Consider the following 25,187-nt stretch of genomic DNA (forward strand, 5'->3'; position numbering starts at 1 on the left):
TGGACATCGAATCAAGATCTCAGGCGCTCACTGGGACGCACATAACGTGCAACAAGTGCTCCGGCAGCGATGTGCGTATCTGAATGGCTACTTCTCAAAATGAGTCTTGCAAGACTGGGATGCACCCCTGTCCCTTAGCCATGCGGCCTTTCTGACGCTGTTTTTGCGATATGGCGCTAAGGGTGTGATTGGCAGCCTGAGGAAAGTCAACACCGAAGCGGCTAAACAAGTGGTTGAAATGTTTTTTGATTGGATTAAAAAGCAAAGCCCTGACCTGCAAGTGACGATTCCGGCAATGCTCAAGCAAATGCGACAGCAGACTTATGAGCGCTTAATTGAGGAGGGAACAGATGAAGCATACGCATTATATTTGGCTACATTTCTGTATGTCTACTACGGCAATCCCAAGACTTTACTACACCTAACCCCAGCTGATAACTGACCTATGATTAATACCCACGTTGAACCAAACCATAAGTAACTATGACTGCCTCCAACGCCCTCTCTAATTAGCCCTTCTCAAGTCAAAGCTTCTATGGTTATGGAAACTTCTAGACTACTGATTAAACCTGTTATTCACTATCCGCGTGTGGCTCAGGTGGGAAAAACCTACTTGATGACCATTGACATACAGACAAAGGAGATATTCTCCTGGCAAGAGGAAGAGTGCCTTATTTATTGCTGTGTAAGCAGCAATTCATTTAAAATAAATCCCGTATCAGAGCCTATTGTTATCCTCCATCGCTTAGGTAACAGTTATGGTGAATCCAAATTTTTGTTAGAGGCAATGCACTAGTTGACTGACAAAACTAATCGGCGACATAGCAGTACGTGTGTATTTTGAACTCGATTCGATAGGTGCGCTGCTCGTGCTGTTTCCGTGAGGCCATGGCGGGTTCAGGATCGTGATTATGGGTGAAACGGACGTGACGAATGAGCTGCCATCCGTTCTCTAGTGAGGCTTTCAGCCAATCCCACCCAATGCGAAAGTAGCTATTGCCGCGAAACCAATGGGGGTCAACCCAGCGGCGTTTGCCCTCGGCAACGACCTCGACCCCTTGGGCGGTGACATAGAGGGTAGCGACGGCGAGGAGGAACCAGAGCCGGGAGAGGGCACAGACTGAGCGAATCTCGGATTTTTGGAGATTCCAACCATTGGATTGGTCGTCGAGAAAGGCCTCTTCGATGTCGAAGCGCAAGCCGTATTCCTCGAAGGTGTGCAGGCTAGTGGGTTCATCGCTGACAATGGCCCAAAACTCGCCATTGACGCTATTGCGGCCAAAGGCCACATGAACCGGGCCGTACCACTCGCCTTTGTGGAGCTTAACGGTATGCCAACAGAGCGCTTCGCCCCGCTGCAGATGAATGTCTTTCAATTGGCACCACCCGTGACCGGCCCGCCAAATCCAAGTCGTTCGCTTCACCCGAATCCGGTAGTGCCACCCTAACTGAGTCGTCATTACCGTCATGGCCTCGGTGTGAATAAAGCCCCGGTCGGCGAGCACAACCACCTTCACCCCTTGAGGCAATCGGTTGGCCGCTTGCTGAAGCATCTCCCGATAATCGCGCAATGCGACCGAGGCACTGCGGTGCTTGAGCACACGCCACACCACCGGTAAGGCACGTCCACGATGCACAACGGCGAGGCGCACTAAGCAATACTCGTCCCAGAACAGTGAGGTGTCCAAACTCAGGTACAAACAGTCCTCACGCCAATCGGCTAACGCGGCCTGAATCAACGGCTTGTATAAGCGGTGGACGTTCAGGCGACTGTTGTGCAACCAGCGGCTTAAGCGCCGTTGTTTGCTCTGCGCCTGCACCCCTCGGCACGGAACATAGGGCAGCCACCGCGTCAGGCTGACTTCCCCGCGTTGAAGCAAGGCCATCACCATCCAAAGACACGTCGTCAGATGGCCGCGATGCGCCCAGGGTACCGATTGACCCAACCAAGCGTTCAAGGCATTGTAGAGAAGGGAGTTTTTTTCACAGTGTTCATGGTTTTGAGTGGTATCTAAGCTTAGAACGCTGGCTCCCCCTTCATTCCTTCAATCTCGGAAACCGCCGCACAGCAAGGCACGTAGACTCTCAAAATCAACTTTTGTCAGTCAATCAGGGCAATGCATGAATGCTCAGAATGCACTATCAATATCTCCTTAAATAATCAATGGGGGGTTTCAATCATAAATATATCTTTAGACAGCTCTATAGTTGCAAAATTCAGTAAGAAAGAAAAAGCCCAAGATAATTCTAAGTTTTTAAGATTTAGTAAAGGGGAGGGCTCTCAGGATAACTCTGCATTCCGAAAGTTTTATAAGGCTTTCAAACCTCTAATAGACAAGATTTATTCAGAAACAGTAGCCACTTGGCTCATAACTGAAGTTTTTGAGCTGATCCAGAAGTCTCTCAGCCCCTCTGGCCAAGAAAATCTGAAAAAATGGAATCACAATGACATCCTGCTCATTACCTATGGGGACAGCATTGTGGATAGTCAGCGATTCCCTCTGGAAGTATTGGCAGAATTCTTAGAAAATTATTTGGAAGATACTGTTACTGGGATTCACATTCTGTCCTTTTTCCCCTACAGCTCTGATGACGGCTTTGCGGTAATTGATTATCTCAAGGTCAACTCCAAGCTGGGAAATTGGAAACACATCAAACGCATCGCCCAGCACTTTAACTTGATGGTGGACTTAGTCATTAACCATGTCTCTAGCCAGCACGAGTGGTTTGAGCAGTTTAAGCAAAACGAACTGCCCGGCCGCAACTATTTCATCACCGCTGACCCCAGCGAAGACCTATCTCAGGTAGTGCGGCCCCGCAGCTCGCCACTGCTGACCCCTGTAGAAACCACCGAAGGGGAAAAGTACGTCTGGACGACCTTCAGTGCCGACCAGGTGGATGTGGACTTTAAAAACCCTGATGTACTGATCGAGTACGTCAAAATCATTCTCTACTATGTACAGGTGGGGGCACGCTACATTTGCCTAGATGCGGTGGGCTTTTTGTGGAAGCAGCACGGCACCAACTGTATGCACCTGCCCGAAACCCACGCCATCGTGCGCCTGTTTCGCGAGATTTTGCAGCTGGTTGACCCCGGAATTTCGCTGATCACCGAGACCAATGTGCCTAACCGCGAGAACCTGAGCTACTTCGGCAATCGTAACGAAGCCCACATGATCTACAACTTCAGCCTGCCACCGCTGCTGCTGAATGCGCTCATGCAGGGCCGCTCAGACCATCTCAAAACCTGGATGATGAGCATGCCCCCTGCCCCCATCGGCTGCGCCTACTTCAACTTCACCGCCTCCCACGATGGCATTGGCATGCGCCCTGCTGAAGGGCTACTAGCCCCCGATGAGTATGAGCAACTGATCACCGCTATGCGCAATTTTGGCGGCAAGATCAGCATGCGCAGCCGCCCCGACGGCACCGAGTCGCCCTATGAGATCAACATCTCACTCTTCGACGCCCTCAAGGGCACCGTCAAGGGCGAAGACCAGTGGCAGGTGGAGCGCTTTCTCTGCTCCCAGACCATCATGATGGCGCTGGAGGGTATACCCGCCTTCTACATCCACAGCCTGCTGGCCACCCACAACTACACCAAGGGGGGTGAAGAAACCGGCCACAACCGCACTATCAACCGCTACAAGTGGGACCTAGAGGAGCTAGAAACCGCCTTGGCTGATCCCACCAGCCACCACGCCCGCGTGCTAAACGAACTCAAGCGGCTGATCAAGATTCGCCGCCAGCAGACCTCGTTTCACCCCAACGCCACTCAGTACGCCCTGCACCCAATGAGCTCAGCCCTGTTTGCCTTCTGGCGGCAGAGCCTGACCCGCGACCAGAGCATTTTCTCGGTGCACAACCTGAGCGACCAGCCTCAGGAACTACGGTTGAACGATCTCAACCTAGTCAGTACCGACGACTGGTACGACCTGATAAGCGGCCACCGCTTTACCGACGATCGCGCCATCTATGACCTAGCTCCCTATCAATCGGTGTGGATTACAAACAAGGCCTATATCTAGCACCTATAGGCTTTTCTATGCTTCAAAGCCCTCGCCCTAAATCAGCATAAGTAAATATCTCTATCCCCAATGCTACGAGAAGCAGCAACTCTATCAAGGAAAGAAAAGTAACTCCAAGAGGTGGGTTGACAGCCATGAACCAGAATGCCCCCAACGCAATCAACCCCGAAAATACAAACGTAATTTCATCCACAATCAACTGCTGAATTTTGCGACGCTTGCGGTGTTTGTCGTCTCGGTGGGCCACCTCCCAGCCCAAGAGCGTTTCCGGATCATCATGGCCCGTGCATGCCTTCACCTTGGCCGCCAACTCATAGCGAATATACCGACCGATCGACGAAATCTTTTCATCATTGACAATGTACGTCCAACCCAAAATCACACATACCCAGGGGATCACTAGCAACGCATAGTAGTGTCCAGGGTCAGACAACGCAAACGAGACTACCGCCCCAAACACCCCCAGCGTCACGTACAGCAAATTATCCCGAAAGCCGATCCGCTGCGCCTGCTCAGACTTTAAGCAGTTATACTCAGCCAGCAGCACCTCCAGCAAAGCTCCCTTCTCACTCATAGTCGAACCTACTCAGCCCACAACTACCCTCCATTCTGGCCGTACATCCCACCAACCCCTCGAAGGCAAAGAAATTCTCTAGAGTTTGGGCAAATCTAAAACCAACTGCCAAGATAGAGAATAATCCAGCTACTCAGGGAATCTGCCCATGCCCCGTGCAGTACTGCTGACTGCCTTACCCGTCGAGTATCTAGCCGTTCGCGCTCATCTCTCCGACCTTCAAGAACAAGTACACCCCAAAGGTACCGTCTATGAGCAGGGCCAGTTTATAGCCAACGGCTCAACCTGGGAAGTAGGCATAGTTGAAATCGGCCCTGGCAACCCTGGTGCAGCCCTAGAAGCAGAACGAGCAATAAACTATTTTCATCCCGATGTCATCCTTTTTGTTGGTGTAGCTGGAGGAATCAAAGATGTGACCATCGGAGATGTCGTAGCCTCCACCAAAATCTATAACTATGAATCAGGCAAAGCAGGTGTGACCTTCCAACCTCGGCCTGAGATTGGCCTCAGTGCCTATAACCTAGAGCAACGAGCTAGGGCTATTGCTAGAAGCTGGCTACTCAACGCCCAGTCACCTGGTGACGAAAACTCTCCCAAAGCCTTTGTAGCCCCCATTGCCGCAGGCGAGAAAGTGATCGCCTCAACCGAGTCAGAAATCTTCCAGTTCCTAAGAGCCAACTACGGTGATGCCCTAGCCGTCGAGATGGAGGGCTTTGGCTTCCTTGATGCAGCCCGTGCCAATCAGCAGGTAGCGGCCATGGTCATTCGAGGAATTTCCGACTTGATCGATGGCAAAGCCGCCGCAGACAAAACTGGCTCTCAAGAAAAGGCCTCTCGCCATGCCAGCGCGTTCGCCTTTGAGCTACTGGCTAAGCTACAAATCCAGTTAGTCCCTCAACCAACACCACCACTAGGGAGTGGGACAATCCAGTTCAGCATTGACGGTGCGACTAAAGGGCCTGAAACAAAAGCATCGCTCCAGCCAGGTGAAATCAAGGTGTTTTTCTCCTACTCCCATAAGGACGAGGCGCTGCGGGATCAACTGGCCATTCATCTCAGCACCCTAAAACGTCAGGGAACCATCCAGGAATGGCACGATCGCGCTATTGAAGCCGGTAGTGAGTGGGCCAGTGAAATCGATCACAATTTAGAAGCTGCCCATATCATTCTGCTCCTGGTCAGTGCAGACTTTATCAACTCTGACTACTGCATGGACAAAGAACTTAGCCGAGCTATGGAGCGCCACAAGGCCGGTGAAGCACGAGTCATTCCGATCATTCTTCGCCCGGTCGATTGGAATGGATTGTCCTTCAGTAAATTACAAGCCCTGCCCACCGATGGGAAACCGATAACCTCCTGGCCCAATCAAGACGAAGCCTTGCTGAATGTGGCCAAAGGCATTCGCTCTGTTGTTGAAGGTATAGCCAGAAACCCTTAGCGGGCTCATCTTCACCTCAATTACGCCAAGAGGGTGAGCCACAAAAAACTAAAGGCGTACTTTATTCCAATTTTGACTCTACTCAATATACTGACCTCACGCAGCGCTTGGGTAGTGCTTCTAAAAGATTGCTAAGTTGGCGACGCACGCTAAACAACGATCAACAGATTGAGCGACCAGAGCTAGAAGACCTGCTGAGCCGAATAGCTTCTGAGGAATTCTCAACAACAATTATTCTGGGTGCCCCTGGATCAGGTAAATCTGCTTTGATGGCCACCCTAGGCCATAAATTGGTCGCACAGGGTTGCACTATTCTGGCTATCAAAGCTGACCAATTGAATGGCTCCATTAAAACTATCGAAGACTTGCAGCGTGATCTGCAGCTGCCTCTTTCCCCCAATGATGCTATTGATGCCGTTGCTAGTCGAGAGCAAATTGTTGTCCTAATTGACCAGCTGGATGCCGTCTCAGAACTACTTGATCGTAGATCTGAGCGTTTGAGCCTGCTGCTCAGCCTAATCCAGCAATTTTTGGGAAAGGAAAATGTCCATGTTGTTGCAACCTGTCGGGAGTTTGAATTTCGCTATGGTTCTCAATTTGCCCGCCTTGCCGAAATTGACCAGCTTGACTTGAGCTTACCTACTTGGGAGAAAATTACACCCATCTTGGAAGCAGCAGGGCATACTCCTGCAAGCATGGGAGCCCCTCTTCAAGAGCTATTACAGAATCCTCTTCACCTCGATATATTTCTAGATGTCGCTAAGCCAAATGAGGGCTTCACATCATCTCAAAGGCTGCTTGATCAACTCTGGGAAAAACGGGTGAATCAGCACCCGCAGACCGAGCAGGCCATAGACTTCTTAGAAGATCTCGCTGATTATATGACCAAGCAGGAGGTTTTATGGGTACCTGCAGCTTGGGCCGACAGGACTCCAGCGATCCGGTACGCCCTAGAGCAAGCCGGGCTCTTAATAGCTAACCAAGAGAATGGCACAATAGGTTTTCGACACCAAACCTACTACGACCATACCCTGGCCCGTGGTTTTGCTCGTGAATCTCAGTCCCTTACAGATCTAGTTCTAGATCGGCAGGATGGTCTTTTTATCCGTCCTATTCTATTAAGAGGGCTCAATTACCTGCGCGGCACCGTCCCAGCACCCTATCATAAGCAACTGACGAATCTTTTGCACACATATCGAGATCGAGTCAGGCCGCATATTCGTACTCTACTAATTGAGTTTTTAGGTGCACAAGTAGATCCAGATACGGTTGAGGCTGGGCTACTAATTTCGTTACTGGGCTCGGAAACAGAAGGAATTAAAATTCTAGATGCCGTAACTGGTAGCCCTGGTTGGTTCAGGCGCTTGCGCGATCGGCCTGAGTTCACTCATTGGTTAGAAAAACCGCCAGAACAAGCTGTGTGCTGCTCCTTACTTCTAAGCGCTGCAACGAGTTTTGCCGCAGATGACGTATGGGATTTGGTGAGAGACTACTGGTTAAATGACCAATCTTATGACCGTCTCAGTGTCCGGATTCTCTGGAATATTGACAAGTGGGACACTGAAAGAGTTTGGTTTACCCAGCAGATAATTCAACGCTCTTATATAGATTGGCATGAGGTGGCTGCGATCGCAGAGAAGATTGCAGAAATGCTACCTAATCAAGCCTCAATAGTTATCCGTGCTCATTTAGATTATCTTACCAGGCACGCTCTTCAGACTAGCGATATCCGTCCTCCAGAACTACTACCCAATGCTACTGAATATGAACGCTATCTTCATGCGGATCAATATGATCCTTTAAAGCCACTTGTACAGCTCGTTGAGAGTGAGCACAATTTCTATGAAATTGGTAAGTTTGCTGAAATTGATCCCCAAAGCTTCTTAGAGAACCTATGGCCTTGGTTTACAGACACAATATATCGCTTGACTCGTCAGTCAAGCTCCTTTACGATTGTCTACAATCAAGACCGAGTAGGTGACTTTAGGTTCTTTAGGAGTGAAATTATTCAAGCCTTCCTTACAGCTACAAAACAGCTTTCCCAGCAAAATAGGCAGGATTTCTTAGAGTTTTTCAATCAAAATAAAAATTCTGAACTATTGATAGTCCACCGAATTTTAGCTAATGCGTTAGATTCAATTGCTTCAGAAGAGCCTCTAATCATTCTAAATTATCTACTGGATGATTCTAGGCGATTTAACTTAGGCGGCCAGGTAAGCGGCAATGGCCCCAAAGAGACAGAAAGATTGATTTCACATATCTTTCCTTATTTGCAACTCGAAGATCGCATAAAGCTTGAAAAATCGATTTGCACTGTTAAGCATTGTCAGCCAAGTAATGAACAGGATATAGAACTTCGACGTAGTTGCTTAAGATATAATCGTGAACATAGGCTGTGCCTTCTTAGGGCTATTCCTGAAGACTGTGTGAGTCCTGAAATCAAGCGCTTAATAAATGAGGAAGATCGTGCTCTACCATGGGTAGCCTTGCGTAAAAATGGTGGCATTAGAACTGTTCAAGATATAGGTCCTCGGATGACAAAGGAGGAGATGAGTCGTGCTTCTGACCACCACCTCTTAAAGCTCTTCGATAAATTATCTGATCGATCAAGCTGGCGTGATTTTAGTCGGCAAGGGACTGGCGATATATCTCGTTCGATTAGTGCTGCCCAGCAGTCTAGGGAGTTCGGTAAGTTGGTGAAGGAAGAACCATCTCGACTGCTTAATCTACTTCCACAGTTAGAACCTCTAAAACATGAGAGTTACATAGGAGCGGCGGTTGAAGATTTAGCTGAAACTAATTTTTCTGCTCAAGATCTCATTTCTATTATTGAAGATCTTGATCAACGTGGATTTGTTTCAGAAGACTTTCGCTCTGATGCTGCCCATGCTTTAGAAAAGATTGCGAAACGAAATCGGGGACTGCCCCAATCTTCTCTATCGCTGCTGAAGCAATGGCTATCAGGTCACTCTCAACCAGAACAAACGAGTTATAGAGGTAAGGAAGATCAGCCTTCTAGCTTGAGTTCGTCTATTCTCTTTGGGATAAGAGGCTCTCATGTGCTGCCTGGAGGGAGAGGCAATATTGTGCGAGCGATCATAGAAGGTTATCTTCAGCAAAATCCTCCAGATTTAGATGGTTGGGCAAAGTTTATCGAGTCGCAGTTAGGTGTAGAACCTCATCCAGCAGTATGGGTTGATATTCTTTCATGCATGCTTCCATTGCTGAATAGCGATCCAGAGCAAGCCACCCAGCTTTTTGATCGAGTTATCTGTAATTCTCCCGAAGTCTTGCAGTATTCTTGGAGCTTTTACCATATTGCACATGGAATTGGCTGGTTTAAGCCTCAGGAAACTGTGCAGAGGTGGCTAGAGATGTTGAGATTAAACTCTTCAAACTTCTCGCAGCAGGTCTATGGAGAATTGTTGCTGGTTCAATATCTCAAATGTCAGGATGAATGGTCAGTAAGCAGAATCCGGCAGCACTTAGCTGAGCAGGATAATGAAGCTTTGCTCTGTGGCCTTGCCCATGCTGCGAGTCATCTTTGGGCTCAGCGGGAATGTCGCACGATCGCCACTGAAACTCTCCATACTTTAGCTTTCTCCAGCAAAAAGTCTATCCAAAAGGCAGTGTCAACGGTATTTAATTTGAACCGTGACAATTTCAGAGTCGATAGAGGAATGCAGATGATTATCGGAGCAGTTTGCCAAAATCAGGAACTCCTGCTTGAATCTGCTGATGATTTAACCGATATCCTTGAAAAAGACAATTTCGTAGATAGCAACCCTGATTTAGTTTCGGAGGTTTGCCAAAGTTTAGTCGATATCGGTATTGAAATTACAAACCCAGCTCGTCGTTCTGCCTTTATTGCTGACAAACTAACAACTATTGCCATTCAACTTCATAGACAACCAGCCCATCGAGATGTTGGCCTGCATCTGTTTGAAGCTTTGTTAGCTATGAATCTGAAGGAGACCCAATCTGCTCTAGAAACGCTAGATCGAAGGCCTAATAGACGATTCAACTATACTAGTCCTCGGCGCAGGTTGCGCAGTCGCAAGAAGCTTACTTGACGTAGTAGTTGGCTAAGATTGGTGAGAGTATCATGATCGATCTAACCTATTCTCAACAACCTAAATTCTTGTAACTGGAGATGCTATCAGTCCTATGACCACCGTAAAAGCACTGAGACATGAGCTGCCCTAACCCGCCTTTACAGAATAACGTCCGACTCTAATCCGACCTTTCAAACAATTTTTAACGATGGTTTGATTTGCTGCTAAAAAAAGTAAGAATTCAAGCAAACCTATCTCATTAGCTGTTAGTTTGGCTAAGCAACGGATGCCACTCCCTCACCCGAGCCCCGAACCGCACCTATGGTCAGTACCAGCAAACCAGACACCGCTTCTCCATCCATGCCCCAGGTGGGTATGCTCGCCACCCTGCGCAATCGCCGGGCGCTGATCGCGGCTGTCGAGCCCTTTGGTGCTGGCCCCGAGGGGCAAGTTCACCTGGTGCGGCTAGAGTACATCGACTCCGATGGCCCCCCTGAAGACAGCCTGATCTGGGAGCGAGAAGTCAACAAGACCCTGCTCGAACCTACCGCTCTACCGCCCATTGAAAACTCAGACCCTATGCCCCCGGCAGAGTACGATGCCCTACTGCGGGCAACTCGTTGGACGGCTCTATCTCCCTTCCTGAGCTTTGATCGCACCTCTCCCCAAGCCCAGCCCCCGATCGCCTCGCCCTTCTTTGGTGCCGTCCAGGTCGAAGACTTTCAGCTGGTGCCGTTGCTCAAGGCGCTGCAAATGCCGCGTATCTCGCTACTGCTGGCGGATGATGTGGGTCTGGGCAAAACCGTAGAAGCGGGGTTGATTCTGACTGAGATGCTGCTGCGTCGGCGCATTCGTCGGGTATTGATTCTCTGCCCTGCCGCCCTACGGAAGCAGTGGCAGCAGGAAATGAAGACTAAGTTCGCCCTGTCCTTTGATGTGATTGACCGGGCCGAGACCCACACTCTGCAAAAGCGTTTGGGGCTCGATGCCAACCCGTGGCGGACGTTTCCTCGTATTGTGACCTCTTACCACTACCTGCGGCAGCCGGATGTTCTGGAGCAATTTCGCGCGGCCTGCCGCCAGCCTGAAGGGTCGGCCCAGCTGCCGTGGGATTTGCTGATTGTGGATGAATCCCACAACCTGATGCCCTCCAACTTTGGGGAAGATAGCGATCTGTCGAAAATGCTGCGGGCGATCGCACCTTGGTTCGAGCACAAGCTCTTCCTCAGTGCTACCCCCCACAATGGCCACACCCGCTGTTTTTCGGGTCTGCTAGAGCAGCTCGATCCGGTGCGCTTTACCCAAACCAGCGAGTTCACCCCCGACATGCAGCAGCGCATTCAAGAGGTGGTGATTCGGCGGCTAAAAACAGAGATTAACGCCCTGGACGAGCAAGAAGGCCGCACGCCCCGGTTCTGTCGGCGGCTGACGGAGCCTTTGCCTATCTTTTTCAGGGAGGAGCGACGACTCTCAGAAGCGTTTGCAGCCTTTCGCAGTGCGGTTAAAAGCCTGATTGCGGCCTCTAGTAAAACCGACCAGCTAGCGGGAGGGTTCGCGGTGGAGGTGCTGAATAAGCGCCTGCTGTCCTGCCCCTACACCTTTGCCAATTCCTGGTTTCGGTTTCGAGAAGGCAACGCTCAAGATGAAGGGGCCGAGGTTAGCGCAGTACAGGCCGCCCGGCGGGCCACCCAAGAAGACCTGGACGATGACCAAGAGGCTGAGGGCCGCTTTCAGCATGCCGCCAAAACTACTGGGGCCTGGTTTCAGCCGTTGATTCCCCACCTTCAGGCTGAAATTGCGGCGGTGGATGAGGCCCTAGCTACCCTGCAACTGACCCCCAATGCTGAGGGCGAACTGCCATCCCCAGCTGTAGACGAACGGTGGGAGAAGCTGCTCGACACCATCGAAAAGTACCTGCGGGTGGGCAATAAATGGAAAGGGTCTGACCGGATTGTGGTCTTTACCGAATACAAAACCACCCTCGACTATCTGGGGCGACGACTGCGGGAAGCGTATGCCAATCAGCCAGAGGCGGTGCGCGAACTCTACGGCGGCATGGATGACCGTCAGCGAGACGAGATCAAGCAGGCCTTTAACGACCCCAATGACCCAGTGAAGGTACTCTTGGCGACTGATGCCGCCTCGGAGGGGCTCAACCTGCAAGAAACGGCCTACATCGTTTTGCACTACGACATTCCCTGGAACCCAGCCCGACTCGATCAGCGCAATGGCCGTCTCGATCGCCACGGGCAGGCCCAGGATGTATTCGTGCTCCACTTCACCAGTGAGGATGATGCCGACCTGAAGTTTTTGGCGCGGGTGGTAGAAAAGGTCAACACCATCCGTGAAGAACTGGGGTCGATGGGGGAGGTGTTCGATGCCGCCTTTCAGCGGCGTTTTGTGGAGCTAGAAGACACCGATCGCGTGCTGCGCGGCCTAGACGATGCCGTGAACTATCGCCGGGGGCGATCGCGCATTCCCAGCTCTGAAGAGATCGCGGCGGGGCAGGCAGCGGCAGCCGCCCTGCATACTCTGGAGCAGGAGCTAGACCTGACTCCCGCTACCCTGACCCAAACCTTAGAAATTGCCCTGGGCATTGGGGTGGGCCTACCCCGATTCGAAGCGCCCGATGACCAGGGCCGACTGCGCCTAAAGATGCCCATTCCCCCCAAATGGGATGCGGCGGTCGATGACCATCTACGGCTAGGCAGCACCAACGGCCACCAAGGGCCGCTGCCCGCCATTGTGTTTGATTCCCAGCACTTTATCCAGATCAAAAACGATCGCCCCGTCTACCGCCCTGCCAAAGACACGGTGCTCATGCACCTGGGGCACCCCATGTTTCACCAGGCGTTGGGCATGTATGCCCGTGCCCGCTTCCCTGGTGGCACAGGGGAGGCAGGCCAGAGTAGTCGCTGGACGGTGCGCTATGGCCCAGTGCCCGAGGGAGCCGAAGCGCTGTTGCTGCTGACGGTCGAAGAGCTGGCGGTGAATGAGCTACGAGAGCCATTCCACCATTGGGTGCGGACGCTGCGCTACCCCATTCAAAAGGGCGAGCTAGGGGAGGCGTTGCCCCATCTGGCGGCGAGTTTAGATGGGGTGGCTCCGCAGGCGGTGGCTCGGGTAGCGGCAGACCAGGCTAGCGACCTGTGGGATGAGATCAAGCCCGATGTGCAGGCGATGTTGAGGCAGCTGATTGAATCGCTGACCAGCCAGATTCAGGCAGAGCTGGCCACCCGCCAGACCGTAGCCCTACAAGAAGAGAGCGATCGCTTTAAGCATCGACTCAAAGAGGTGGAGCGGGCGATGAAAGAAACCACCCTACAAAAGCTGGAGAAAGAGCGCGACAAACTGCTGGAAGATATGCAGCAGCTCTCGCTGATTCCCGACGAGCGGCGATCGCAGGAAGACCGGCTGCGCGACCTAGACGATGAGATGCGGCGGCGGCGGGGCCACTATCAAGACCTGGCCGAGCAGCTGAAAAAGGAGCAAACCCGCGTCCTCACTCAAATTTTACCGAAACGCTATACCCTACGCGGCGTAGCCCAGGTGTTTCCCGTTACGGTAGAGATCCGCTTACCAGGGGATACCTAGTACGTAAAGGGTTTTAGGCAACGTTATGCGCTACTGGGTGCAGTATCACAACTTCGAAAAACTGGGCCAGCTTCCGGGCGATGGCTGTGGCATCAGTACAGATAAGCAGGAGGTGCTCGACACCCTCGGCGACACCATCTTTCTCATCGTTGGGATTTCAGAAAATCCCAGACAGTATCTACTGTGGGAACAGTTCGTCTGTGAGGAGGTGTTAGACGATTGCCCCAAGCCCTGGCGGTTTGCGGCCCTGGGTGAAGGCTGGTTTTTAGTCCAGCGGCGAGGCCGAGAACCCTTGCTAAACACGCAGCCTGGCTTTAAAGAATATCTAGAGTACACCGGCAGATTCGCCCGTGGATTCCACGAGGTCACGGATCATCCCTTTCTGGAAACCTTGCTGCAACTCTCTGAGAAGTGCAAACCCCGACCGAAGAAACCCGTTTAGCCTTTCTGTATCCCCTGTCCAAAAGCCAGATAGTTAACTATGGCGACCGTTGCCCCCTTTGCTGCACAAACTAGCACCGTCAACCACGACGACTGGTGGATTTCGCTTAAGCACGGGGGCCTGCTGATTGCTCCCTCCAAGCTGGAGGAGTTTTTTGTTGCCAAGCAGTTAGTGCCCCTGTCGCGCTACATCGAAGACAAGCTGCGGCGCGATGTCACCCGCTTGCAGGATGGCGATCAGAGCCAGCTTGGCACCCTGCTAGATACGGTGCTGGAAGAGGTGCTGGGGCTCTCGAAAGACTTTTGGCAAAAGGGCACATCTGTTGATCGCGACTGGGCACAGCAGGCCATTACCCGCGAACAAATTAAGCCCCGCCGGGTTTGGCAAGACGATCGCGGTGCCATACTGCCCGTATTTGTGGCCGATGGACAGGATCGGGTCGGCCAGGTGGCGCGGCTGGGTATTGGCCGCGGCAAGCGGGCTGTATCGCGGGTGATCGAGTGGCTGCGCAGGGCCGATCAAAAGGTAGCTTTGCTCACCAATGGCTACCAGTGGCGGCTCATCCATGCCGGGGCCGATTACGATGCCTGGTGCGAGTGGGATATCAACCTGTGGTTTGAGGAAGGGCGACCGGGGCCGCAGGTGACGGCCCTCCGACTACTACTGGGGGAGACGTCCCTTCGGCCTGAAAAAGCTGAGGTACCCAGCCCGTTGATGGCGGCGATTCAGTCCTCGCGCCAGGGGCAGGCAGAACTGTCGGATGTACTGGGGGAACGGGTACGGAAGGCCGTAGAGCTGCTGATTCGAGAATCTTCGGCAGCATTGGATGAAATGTTTGAGCGGGAGTCGGGAGTCGGGAGTCGGGAGTCGGGTGGGGGAGATGGCTCAGAATTATCGCGAGCTGAGGGTCTGGAACGAGGGAATCACGCTGGTGGAGATGTGCTACCGACTGACCAAGGCGTTTCCGAAGGAGGAAATTTACGGGATGACTTCACAGATTCGGAGAGCAGCGGTATCAGTGCCAGCGAATATCGCCGAGGGCTACGGACGGGAGAACCGGGGGGAGTACATTCAGTTCCTGAAAATAGCCCAGGGATCTCTCAAAGAACTGGAAACCCACCTGATCATCTCGGAACGGGTACAACTAGCGACACCCCAGGCCATCGCCCCGATCATGACTCAGTGCGAGACAGTGGGGAAAATGCTGCGTTCTCTAATCCGCACCCTACAACAGAAGGCTTAGCACAAAACCCGACTCCCGACTCCCGACCTACGACTCCCGTCTCCCATCGAGACATCTACATCGCCGCCAGCCGCATCATCATGCGCTGTGTGGTGATTTTGTTTGCCGAGGCTCGCGATCTGCTGCCTCGGGAAAACCCGATCTATCACAACTCCTATGGCATTCAGGGGCTACGAGAGCAGTTAGACCGCATGGCTGGGGGGCGAGCCTCAGAGCGGTTGCGCAATAGTTACAGTGCCTGGCCTCGAATGCTGGCCTTGTTTCGCTTGGTGTATGAGGGGTCGGCCCATGAGGCGATTCCGGTGCCGCGCTATGGGGGTGGATTGTTTACACCGGGCTTGGATGCCGCAACCGACCCCGTGTTACGAGCCCTAGCCGCTCTAGAGAACCCGGTCTATGGGCCATCGGATACGGTGGTAACTCAGATTTTGGAACTGCTGTGTCGTAGCAAGGTGAAGGTGCGCCAGGGGCGACGGAGTACCTGGGTAGAGGCTCCGGTAGACTTCTCCGATTTGTCGTCGGAGTACATTGGCATTCTCTACGAGGGCCTGCTCGATTTTGAACTGCGCCGGGCCGCCGCCGATGACCCAATGATTTTTCTCAACCTGGGCGATCAGCCTGCCTTACCCCTGACGCGGCTGGAGGGGATGGACGATAATGCGCTGTCATCGCTGGTGGAGAAGCTGAAGAAAGCCGCAAAGCCCAGCGCCAGTGAAGAGGAAGACTCTGGAGAGGAAGACGCCGAAGCCGAGGAGGAGATCGAAGCCGAGGCCGAAACAGAGGAGGAGGAAGACGCTGAGCCAGATGAGATTGAAGATAGTCAGGATGACCTGATTCAAAACCTGCGGGAAAGGGCTCACCAGTGGGCCATTCGGGCGGTGAAGGCAGGCAAGTTGGTGAATAAACCCCGCAGCAGAAAGGCGGACGCCCTAGCGGCTTATGAACAGCAAGTGAGCAATACGGCCAAGCGCCTGATTGCTAAAACTATTTTGCCGGGGGAATGGTTTTTAGTGAGGTGGGGCGGTACCCGCAAGGGTTCGGGTACGTTCTACACGCGACCGCAGTTGGCGGTGCCGACGGTGCAGCGAACGTTGTTGCCGCTGGCCTATGCCCCACCTGTCAATGAGGCAGGGGAGCCGGATGAGATGGCTCCGATGGCTCAGTGGAGGCCGAAGGCTCCGGCGGTAATTTTGGCGCTAAAGGTGTGTGACCCGGCCTGTGGGTCGGCGTCGTTCTTAATTGCGTCGCTGCGGTTTTTGGTGGAGGCGCTGTGGAGCAGCCTGTTTGAACATGGCTGGCTGATCGAAGATGGCGAGCAGATTAGGGCAGGCATCCCGGATGATGCTCAACCGGAGTGGTTTGTGGAGTGTGTGAAGAACCTGCCGCTGACGGTGGAGAGGGCGGAGGAATATTCAAAGCCTCGGCTCAAGCGATATGTGGTGGAGCGCTGTATTTATGGGGTAGACATCAACCCGCTGGCGGTGGAGCTAGGGCGGCTGGCGCTGTGGGTAGAGACGATGGACAGGTCGCTGGCCTTTAGCTTTCTCGACCACAAGATCAAGCCGGGGAATTCGCTGGTGGGCTGCTGGTTCGACCAGTTTCAGGATTACCCGATTATGGCCTGGGAGCGGGAGGCGGGGGATGCCAGCCACAGGGGGGTGCATTTTGCCCAAAAGGTGTGGACGCGAGAAATTAAGCGCCTCCGCAATGAGATTGTCAAAGAGGAACTGCGGGAACTGCTGGCCGGTGGGGTGCAGCTCTCAATGTTTGAGAATCGGCTGATTCAGCCGCCAGAGCAAACCCACGACGAGCTTCTGGCCACGGTGGAAAATATCCACACGGGGGTGCTGAACCCAGAACAACAGGCGGTAGATTACGAGAAGTCGGTACGGCAGAAGCAGGCGCTTCAGGAGCTTGAGTGGGCGTTTGATTGCTGGTGTGCGGTGTGGTTTTGGAAGGGGAACGACATGGAGGTGTCGCCCACGCCGATGCAGTTTGTCGATCCATCGCCGGAGGTGAGGGCGGCGGTTGAAGGGGTGGCCCAGGAGTATCAGTTTTTCCATTGGGAGCTGGAGTTTCCCGGTGTGTTTAGAGAAGCGGGATCGGGGTTTGATGCCGTTGTGGGCAACCCTCCTTGGGAGATTCAGAAGCCCAACTCTAAGGAATTTTTCTCTAACATTGACCCGCTGTATCGCACCTATGGCAAGCAGGAAGCGTTGGATTATCAGCAGCAATATTTTGAGGCAGACCCCACCATTGAGGAAGATTGGCTGGCCTATTGTGCGCGGCTAAAGGCGTTGTCGAACTGGAGCAAGTATGTGGCCTCTGCCTTTGGCGATGATGAGGCGGCGGGCAGCAAGTTTTCACTGTCAAGGCGGAAGGCAGAGGCTGAACTGCTGGCGACGGAATGGCGCAGGCAGCGGGCTAAGCGTACGGGCTATAGCGATCCTGAGCATCCGTATCGCTATCAGGGGTCGGCGGATGTCAATACCTACAAGATGTTTGCAGAGCTGGCCCACGCCCTGACCCGTGAGGGGGGACGATTTGGCCTGATTATTCCGTCAGGGATCTATACCGATAAGGGGTCTGGTTCACTGCGCAGGCTGTTTCTCAACCGCTGCGAATGGACACATCTCTATGCCTTTCAGAATGAACGGTTTGTGTTCAGCAATATTCACCACAGCTTCAAGATGGTGATCATCAGCGTGAATAAGGGTGGCCACACCGAATCTATTGCTACCCGCTTCCGGTTGGGGCCAGGGGATTCGCCCGAGGCTCAAGAATTGATGACTGATGCCCTGGATGATGCCCACTTTCTGTCGGTGCCTGCGGCGCAAATCAAACGCTTTAGCCCCAACACAGGCGCACTGCTAGAAGTTCGCTCAGATCACGACCTCAAGATTCTCGAAAAAATGTACGCCAATGGCGTGCTGCTGGGTGACGATAGCCCCAAAGGTTGGGGCATCCAGTACGCCAGGGAGTTCGACATGACCAACGACTCCAAACTCTTCCCTCCTCGCCCCAAGTGGGAAGCGCAGGGGTATAAGCCGGATGAGTATGGGCATTGGTTGAAGGGCAATTGGCAACCCTATGGGGAGAAGTCGGGAATCGGGAGTCGGGAACCGGGGGTGATTTTGTCACCAGATGGCTGCAAGGTAATTTACGTTGATGAAGTCGAAGATGTTGCTTTGCCATTGTACGAAGGGCGTATGATTGGCCAATTCGATTTCAGTCGTAATGGCTGGGTGAGTGGCAAAAGTCGAACAGCAATTTGGAAAGAGATTCCTTGGAGTAGAAAAACCATCGAACCTCAGTTTTTAATGTGTTTATCTGACTTCTTAGAAAAATCTATTCCTCATCATGAATGCAAGACTTGCATCATGGATGTGACTTCTTCAATAAACACAAGAACCGTAATCGCAACTGGCATAAGTGGCTTTCCATGCAATCATAAAGTGCCAACTTTAGTGCCATCTCATCGAACCTTAGAAAATGTGCTTACAGTAACTACTGCCCTAAATTCATTTTCGTATGATTTTTTGATACGAAATAAATTAGGCGGACAATCTCTAATTTGGGCGGTTTTAGAGGAAACGGCTGTGTTTGCTCTATCGGCTGAGCGGAAACGGGCTCTCGCCAAAACTGGTATTGGTCTCACTTTACCCGCCCTAAAATTTTCCCCCTACTGGAAGGAGGCACGAGTTCTCCTAGACTTACACAAGCACTGGAAGCAATATTGGGCTGTTACTCCTTATGAACGTCAACGACTTAAGTGTATATCTGAAGCACTTATTGCAGAATTCTACGGGTTTAACTTAGAAGAGTTTTCTTCAATACTCCAAGGTTGCGATCATCCTGCAATACAAGTTACTGATAATGCCTTTGCTCGAACCCTCGAACCTAAAGGCTTCTGGCGAGTAGACAAAGAAAAAGACCCCGAACTGCGCCACACCGTCCTCTCCCTCATCGCCTTCCACGACCTCAAACGCCTCGGCCTCGACGCCTTCCTCAACCTTAACCACGGCGAAGGCTGGATGCTGCCCGAAACCCTCTGCCTCTCCGACTATGGTCTGGGGCATGATGAGCGCGCCCAAAACCATCAACCCGTCGCCGCCAGAATAGGCGCAGAAACCGCCAAACTCTGGGAATCGCCAGATGCACCCACCCCGACTCCCGACTCGCCACTCCCGATTTACGCTCAATACCGCTTCCTCCCCTGGCAAATCCAAGGCACCCCCGCCGACTCCTGGGCCGAATGCGAAATGCACGCGGAGAATTTGAGGCAACTTCTCAGTACGTCTACCAAAGAAGCTGGGCACTCTATATCGAGTGCTCCTCCTACCAAAGTTATCGACAATCAGGGGGCTCTGCTACAAACAGATTTATTTGGCAATCCAACCGAGATTAAGACTCGCAGAAAAGGCTAATACAAATGGCAAGCTCATCTGTCCTCACCATCAATGGCCGTTATGTTCTGTCTGAGAATCCTTACTCAGGCGGCATGGCCGATATTTATCAAGCAGCAGATATCAAAGATAATTTTAAGCGTGTAGCTGTCAAACTTTTTAAGCATGGCGAAATTAAAGAAGAAATTCTAGCCGAATCTTTTAAAAGAGAAACAGATTCTCTAAGAGAACTTAAACATCCCAACATTATTGAATTATTAGATTCAGGCATGGATTCTGAGGTAGGGCATTATTTTCTTGTCATGCCTTGGATGGAGAGCAATCTTCTCTCTCTTTTAGAAAAAGAACCCATAGAAGGATGGGATACCTACTGGACAGTTATTGGCCAACCTATTCTAGAAGCATTGGCCTTAGCTCATGAAAGAGGCTACATACATCGAGACGTTAAACCTAGTAATATACTCCTTGACAGTAATAGTCAAATCAAACTTGCTGATTTTGGCATATCAAAAATAAAAAAATATTTTACTCCTCTAGTTACTCTCGCAGATTTTACGTCAAGGCCCTATACACCACTAGATAGAAACTACGAAGAATATACTTCATATACCTATGCGCACGATGTATTTAGCTTTGGGGTAGTCACTCTAAGATGTTTAACTTCTACCCATCTAGCAGATTACCCAGATATTCAGCGAGCACTTGAAGAATTAGATGTCCACCCAAAAATCAAGGATATCATCGAACAGTCGGTTTCTTCTGATCCTGCCACAAGAGCACGTAATGCAGAAGTTCTATTAGCACAAATTGAAGCTATCCAAGGCCAAAGGAAGATAGCGTTTTCAGGCAAAAAGGAAACTTGCTATATAAGAGCAACAGATAAGGCAATGGAAAGACTGGTCGCAACATTAAAACGTCCAGAACAAGAAGTCAAAAAAATTCTTATAGAAGATCTTAATGAAGCTTGTAGTGTTAGTCCCTACAGGAATAGAAATGCAGCTAATGAAAAAGAGGAATTTCCAGAAAATCATTATCAGTTATTTGGAGCGTCCTATTCTTACCATGTGGTTGCTGAAAATGAATGTCTTACCATTTTAAATGCAAAATATTTACCCAGTTCTACATTAGAAGGTTTACGAGAACGTTGCTGGAGTCCGAATTACTTATATAGCTTCAAGAAACCTGTTGACATAAGCAATGCTAAAAGAATTGTACAAGAATTAAAGCTTGACACTGCTGAATTTGAAGCAGAAAAGCAACAAAGCCAGGCTGAACAGGAAAAAGAAAGATGCTTTAGAACTTGGAGTGATATCCTTAAGGCAAAAGAAGATTGGGAAAAAGATCAGGGATCTCCTATTCCTTATACTGGCTTTGAAAACGATGGAAGCCGAATAAGGTTTGAGCTAGATGGCTTACCTGACCAAGATATTATTGGGCAGCCTCGCGAAGTAGTTAGAGAGAACGGCTCTAGCATTTTGAGTGGAGAAGTTGAACTAGCATCTGATGAAGAACTTGTTCTTTATATCCAACGCGGAGATCCTGATCAACTACCGAGAAAGGGAATTCTCCGCTTTGACAGTCAAGCTGCAAGGATTGCCATTAACCGTCAGAAGTCAGCTCTTGATGCAATTCGGTTTGATCGAGCCGTTCGTCCTAATCTTCGTGAGTTATTTGTAAAACCCGCTAATGTAACCATTCCTCAGTTAGTAGAATTTACAGATTGCTTCCAGGCTTTAAACCCTTCTCAAGAAGAAGCGGTTCAATCAGCTTTAGGGACAGAAGACTTTTTAATTGTTGAGGGGCCTCCTGGAACTGGGAAGACAAGGTTCATTACAGAGGTTATTCTGCAAACTTTGAGGAATAATCCTCAAGCACGCATTCTACTTAGCTCCCAAACTCACGTTGCTCTTGACAATGCTCTTGAGCGTATTCAAGCCCAAGGACCTACACTTAAATTGGTAAGGATAGGCAAAGATGAAAAAGTTGCAGACAGCATGAAGCCTCTTAGAATTGAGGAGAAAATGGCTCACTGGAGACAGGAAGTCAGCCAAAACAGTCAAGCTTTTCTTCAAGATTGGGCAAGCGACAGAAAAATTTCTCCTAACGATATTCAAATCGCTACACAGCTTCAAGAGTTGAAGATTGTCACCCTAAAACTAGAGACTCTTAGGACGGATATAGAAAATCGTCAAAGAGAATTAGATGAATTAGCACCCGTTGATCCTAGAGATGGCAAAAGAAAGAGGAAATCAAATCTTCCTAACTCTTCTGAAGAACAAATTGGCTCAATTGAAGAAGAAATTAGCGATCTAAAAGGTAAATCTAAGATTTTAAGAGGTCAAAAAGAAACAATATCTGAAGAACTTCAAAATATTAGCGGTCAGAACAGCAAAAAATTTCAAAAATTATCTTCAAAAGAGCTTGATGCTCGATTAGGTCAATTGATTGATCTAAAAAATCCTGAGGCTCAGCTTCTGCAAAAACTATTAGTGATTCAAGCAGACTGGCTTGATAGATTTGGTAGAACCCATGAGTTTAACACATCACTCTTAAAACGGGCTCATGTAGTCGCTGGCACATGCATTGGGATGCCTAGAGACGTTCAAGATATTGAATTTGATTTGTGTATTGTGGATGAGGCATCAAAAGCAACTGCGACAGAGGTTTTAGTTCCAATCTCTAGGTCTCATCGCTCAATATTAGTTGGTGACAGCAAACAACTTCCACCATTCCAAGATGAGGTTAGCGGAGACGCAAAATTTTTAAGCAAATATGGCTTAAAGTCAGAAGACATTCAAGAAACTCTATTTGACTTTCTATTTGAACGTTTGCCTGAAGGTTGTACTAAAAGCCTTTCTATTCAACATAGAATGGTAAAACCTATTGGTGATTTAATAAGCCACTGTTTCTATGAAGATTTACTTCAGAGTGATGGGCCAGTCTTAGATGCCAATCTGAGCAAGGTTTTACCAAGACCAGTTACTTGGCTTACCACAGCGGCTTTAAAGGAACGTAATGAGCAAAGGGAAATTCCAAGCTTCAAAAACGCTTGTGAGGTCTCCATCATTTTTAACTTGCTTAGAGAGTTGAATAAAATAGGAGAACAAGCTGAACGAAGCTATGAAATAGCTATACTCACCGGGTACACTGCCCAAAGAAAATTAATCAATCGACGGCTATATCAGGAAATTAATAAGCTCAATTTTTTATCTATTGAATGCAATACGGTAGATGCATTTCAAGGGCGCGAAGCTGATATTGCTATTTTCTCATTGACTCGTTCAAATCACAGAAATGAACTAGGTTTCTTAAACAAAAAAGAAAGATTAAATGTGGCTTTATCCAGAGGTAAATTAGGTTTGATCATTGTTGGCGATCATTATTTCTGTCGCTCTAAACCTACAAGCCCTTTGAATAAAATCATCGATCATATTGAAAACAATCCCGAAAGCTGTTGCTTAGTTGAGGCAAAGGTATGATTTCTACAGATCCTATTTCTGAAATATTTGATAGTGAAGTAAGCTCTGCCTATGAAATAGCCCGAAAATACGACAATAGAGCAGGATTTAGCTTGATTTCTTGCCAAGATGTTGGCCTGCCTATTTACAGAATAACTATACAGGCAATCACTCAAGTCAAGAAAAAAATTCCTCCTATCGAAGAGTTTATTCTCAAAGCTATTGATGCTGGTCTAACTCAAGAATCTCACATTGCAAGCTTTTTAGGCCTAGAATCTCTGATAATTAGAGATTCTATGATAAGCCTTCGAATGAAAGAGCTTATCGATCTTATTGGGTCGGATAGTGAAACTACGCAGGAATGGATCGTTACTAAGCCTTTAGGGCAATCGACTCTTAAAGATGCAAAGAGTATTGTCCCAGAGGAAAGAACATTCGTAATTGCTTTTGATGGCCTTTTGAGAAAAGTTAAATGGCATGGCCGTCTTGAATCAAATTTGTTAAAGTCTAAAGATCTAAGGGCATATAACTACATTGAGATTTCACCTTCCAAAACCGAGCCCCCAGTTTTGTCTGATCTAGACATTAGAGACGTAGATGCTTTTATTAAAGAAGCCGAAAGCTTAAGTCGATTCAAGCGACCTGAGGACAGAGATTTATTGGCAGTTAAGTCGATTGAGCGTCGAGAGCTAAATTTTCTTCCTGCTTTAGCATTAGTGTTTAAATCTATTCAAAATAATGATATAGAGGTTACTTTTGTAGTTGACAGGAGAATAAATAGCGACTATGAAAAAGCTTTTGCATTATCAAACAGTACTAGAAGATTTCACATTCTAGAGGGTCTTAAAGAAGGTGATCCAAGGACTCTAGTTAATAAGATTTTGGGCAAGGAATACGTTGATCAGCTCCCATTGCAGCACATTGAAGATTTGCAACGTAAAGTTACTAACAGCCAGACGAAAGCGTTCGCTGTAAAAGAGAAGTTGGCAGATTCAGATAATGATGAGGAAAAGAAGAATCTGCAAGCAGAGCTAGATCAAGCTCTCTCTAAAATTGCTGAATTAGAACAAGAATTAAATAAGCTGCCTTTCAGTTGGCTCCAGGTCTACGATCATCCTCCTTTACTAGCAAAGGCTTTAGATCATACTGAGAATCGTTTATTAATAGTTTCTCCCTGGATCAGAGCCAATGTCGTTAATAGAAATTTTCTTAATCGGCTAGAAGCTCTTCTCAAAAAAGGATGTGATGTTTATATCGGCTACGGTTTGGGAGAGACCAAGTCAGACAAAAGAGAATGGGATGTTGAGGCAGAGAAAAGACTGCAAAGCCTAGCGAATAAATACAAAAACTTTAAATTTCGGCGATTGGGCGACACTCACGCGAAAATATTAATATCTGACAGTAAGTTTGCCGCGAATAGCAGCTTTAACTGGCTTTCCTTCAGAGGAGACCCCAACAGAACTTTTCGAGATGAGAGAGGCTCGATTATATATTTTTCTCCCAAGATAGATGAACTATTCGAAAGCTATATGTATGCCTTTGAGTAATGAGTTTTAATTGCCTTAGACTTCTTAAGCTATTGAAGCTGATTCCTTTTAACCAGAGTAGTTTAGTCTTGTTCGACTCTTATCGTCTAATATGACAGCCTTCACCATTGACCTCAGCCCTATCACCCGCCTCGACCACACCCAGTTCGAGCAGCTCTGCGCCGCCAACCCCGAAATCAAGTTTGAACGCACCCCCACCGGAGCACTCGTAATCATGTCGCCCACAGGCGGAGAAACCGGCATGAACAATGCCACCCTTATTGCCCGCTTCGTCATCTGGAACGAGCAAACCGACCTGGGAGTTGTTTTCGACTCATCCACCTGCTTCAAACTCCCCAACGGCGGCGATCGATCGCCCGATGTCGCTTGGGTCGAAAAATCTCGCTGGAATGCCCTCACCCC

General features: G+C 49.7%; 14 protein-coding genes. 11 read left to right on the forward strand and 3 right to left on the reverse strand.

Annotated features, from left to right (window positions below; all coding sequences use genetic code 11):
- Positions 1-106 precede the first annotated feature (106 nt).
- Positions 107-442 (forward strand): hypothetical protein, encoded by a 336-nt coding sequence (locus IQ273_RS11840; RefSeq protein ID WP_194023375.1) that lies wholly within the window; start codon positions 107-109, stop codon positions 440-442.
- Between the two features lie 367 nt (positions 443-809).
- Here IQ273_RS11840 and IQ273_RS33645 read toward each other — a convergent pair whose 3' ends face one another.
- Positions 810-1,886 (reverse strand): transposase, encoded by a 1,077-nt coding sequence (locus tag IQ273_RS33645; RefSeq protein ID WP_228052859.1) that lies wholly within the window; start codon positions 1,884-1,886, stop codon positions 810-812.
- Positions 1,887-2,330: 444 nt separating this feature from the next.
- On the opposite strand from IQ273_RS33645, the gene IQ273_RS11850 reads away from it, so the two are divergent.
- A complete protein-coding gene (locus tag IQ273_RS11850) occupies positions 2,331-4,028 on the forward strand; it encodes an alpha-amylase family glycosyl hydrolase (RefSeq protein WP_194023384.1) in 1,698 nt (565 codons plus the stop codon).
- Positions 4,029-4,050: 22 nt separating this feature from the next.
- Here the strand turns inward: IQ273_RS11850 and IQ273_RS11855 are convergent, their stop codons facing one another.
- Entirely contained in the window at positions 4,051-4,602 is a 552-nt protein-coding gene (locus tag IQ273_RS11855) for a hypothetical protein (RefSeq protein WP_194023376.1), read from the reverse strand.
- 148 nt (positions 4,603-4,750) lie between these two features.
- On the opposite strand from IQ273_RS11855, the gene IQ273_RS33650 reads away from it, so the two are divergent.
- The 4 genes from IQ273_RS33650 to IQ273_RS11875 all read left to right on the forward strand — a co-directional run bounded on the left by IQ273_RS33650 (position 4,751) and on the right by IQ273_RS11875 (position 14,131).
- Positions 4,751-6,040 (forward strand): TIR domain-containing protein, encoded by a 1,290-nt coding sequence (locus IQ273_RS33650; RefSeq protein ID WP_228052861.1) that lies wholly within the window; start codon positions 4,751-4,753, stop codon positions 6,038-6,040.
- 128 nt (positions 6,041-6,168) lie between these two features.
- Positions 6,169-10,113 (forward strand): NACHT domain-containing NTPase, encoded by a 3,945-nt coding sequence (locus IQ273_RS11865; protein ID WP_228052869.1) that lies wholly within the window; start codon positions 6,169-6,171, stop codon positions 10,111-10,113.
- Between the two features lie 303 nt (positions 10,114-10,416).
- Positions 10,417-13,689 (forward strand): DISARM system SNF2-like helicase DrmD, encoded by a 3,273-nt coding sequence (gene drmD, locus IQ273_RS11870; protein ID WP_228052863.1) that lies wholly within the window; start codon positions 10,417-10,419, stop codon positions 13,687-13,689.
- 25 nt (positions 13,690-13,714) lie between these two features.
- Positions 13,715-14,131: a hypothetical protein gene (locus IQ273_RS11875; RefSeq protein WP_194023378.1), complete on the forward strand. Its 417-nt coding sequence runs from the start codon at positions 13,715-13,717 to the stop codon at positions 14,129-14,131.
- Between the two features lie 258 nt (positions 14,132-14,389).
- On the opposite strand, the gene IQ273_RS35750 is transcribed toward IQ273_RS11875, so the two are convergent.
- Complete coding sequence (locus tag IQ273_RS35750) at positions 14,390-14,698, reverse strand: hypothetical protein (RefSeq protein WP_194023379.1); 309 nt, start codon at positions 14,696-14,698, stop codon at positions 14,390-14,392.
- A gap of 313 nt (positions 14,699-15,011) precedes the next feature.
- Here IQ273_RS35750 and IQ273_RS35755 point away from each other — a divergent pair, with 313 nt between their 5' ends.
- The 5 genes from IQ273_RS35755 to IQ273_RS11905 form a co-directional block, all read left to right on the forward strand.
- A complete protein-coding gene (locus IQ273_RS35755) occupies positions 15,012-15,374 on the forward strand; it encodes a four helix bundle protein (RefSeq protein WP_194023387.1) in 363 nt (120 codons plus the stop codon).
- A gap of 1,154 nt (positions 15,375-16,528) precedes the next feature.
- A complete protein-coding gene (locus IQ273_RS35760; RefSeq protein ID WP_397197633.1) occupies positions 16,529-19,801 on the forward strand; it encodes an Eco57I restriction-modification methylase domain-containing protein in 3,273 nt (1,090 codons plus the stop codon).
- 5 nt (positions 19,802-19,806) lie between these two features.
- Positions 19,807-23,259: a serine/threonine-protein kinase gene (locus IQ273_RS11895; protein WP_194023381.1), complete on the forward strand. Its 3,453-nt coding sequence runs from the start codon at positions 19,807-19,809 to the stop codon at positions 23,257-23,259.
- A complete protein-coding gene (locus IQ273_RS11900; RefSeq protein ID WP_228052865.1) occupies positions 23,256-24,785 on the forward strand; it encodes a phospholipase D-like domain-containing protein in 1,530 nt (509 codons plus the stop codon). The genes IQ273_RS11895 and IQ273_RS11900 overlap by 4 nt, the downstream gene beginning before the upstream one ends.
- Positions 24,786-24,876: 91 nt before the next feature.
- Positions 24,877-25,187, forward strand: a 311-nt coding sequence (locus IQ273_RS11905; protein WP_194023382.1) for a Uma2 family endonuclease, incomplete at its 3' end; no start/stop codon positions are given.

Source organism: Nodosilinea sp. LEGE 07298 (assembly GCF_015207265.1).
In the GTDB taxonomy this organism is placed as follows: Bacteria; Cyanobacteriota; Cyanobacteriia; order Phormidesmidales; family Phormidesmidaceae; genus Nodosilinea.

Excerpts from the sequence above, each read along its gene's own strand:
- IQ273_RS11895 (WP_194023381.1), top strand. The coding sequence starts at position 19,807 with ATGGCAAGCTCATCTGTCCTCACCATCAATGGCCGTTATGTTCTGTCT.
- IQ273_RS35750 (WP_194023379.1), bottom strand. The coding sequence starts at position 14,698 with ATGGATGAGCCGCCACTGGTAGCCATTGGTGAGCAAAGCTACCTTTTG.
- IQ273_RS35755 (WP_194023387.1), top strand. The coding sequence starts at position 15,012 with ATGGCTCAGAATTATCGCGAGCTGAGGGTCTGGAACGAGGGAATCACG.
- drmD (WP_228052863.1), top strand. The coding sequence starts at position 10,417 with ATGGTCAGTACCAGCAAACCAGACACCGCTTCTCCATCCATGCCCCAG.
- IQ273_RS11875 (WP_194023378.1), top strand. The coding sequence starts at position 13,715 with ATGCGCTACTGGGTGCAGTATCACAACTTCGAAAAACTGGGCCAGCTT.
- IQ273_RS33650 (WP_228052861.1), top strand. The coding sequence starts at position 4,751 with ATGCCCCGTGCAGTACTGCTGACTGCCTTACCCGTCGAGTATCTAGCC.
- IQ273_RS33645 (WP_228052859.1), bottom strand. The coding sequence starts at position 1,886 with ATGGCCTTGCTTCAACGCGGGGAAGTCAGCCTGACGCGGTGGCTGCCC.
- IQ273_RS11855 (WP_194023376.1), bottom strand. The coding sequence starts at position 4,602 with ATGAGTGAGAAGGGAGCTTTGCTGGAGGTGCTGCTGGCTGAGTATAAC.
- IQ273_RS35760 (WP_397197633.1), top strand. The coding sequence starts at position 16,529 with ATGGCTCAGTGGAGGCCGAAGGCTCCGGCGGTAATTTTGGCGCTAAAG.
- IQ273_RS11900 (WP_228052865.1), top strand. The coding sequence starts at position 23,256 with ATGATTTCTACAGATCCTATTTCTGAAATATTTGATAGTGAAGTAAGC.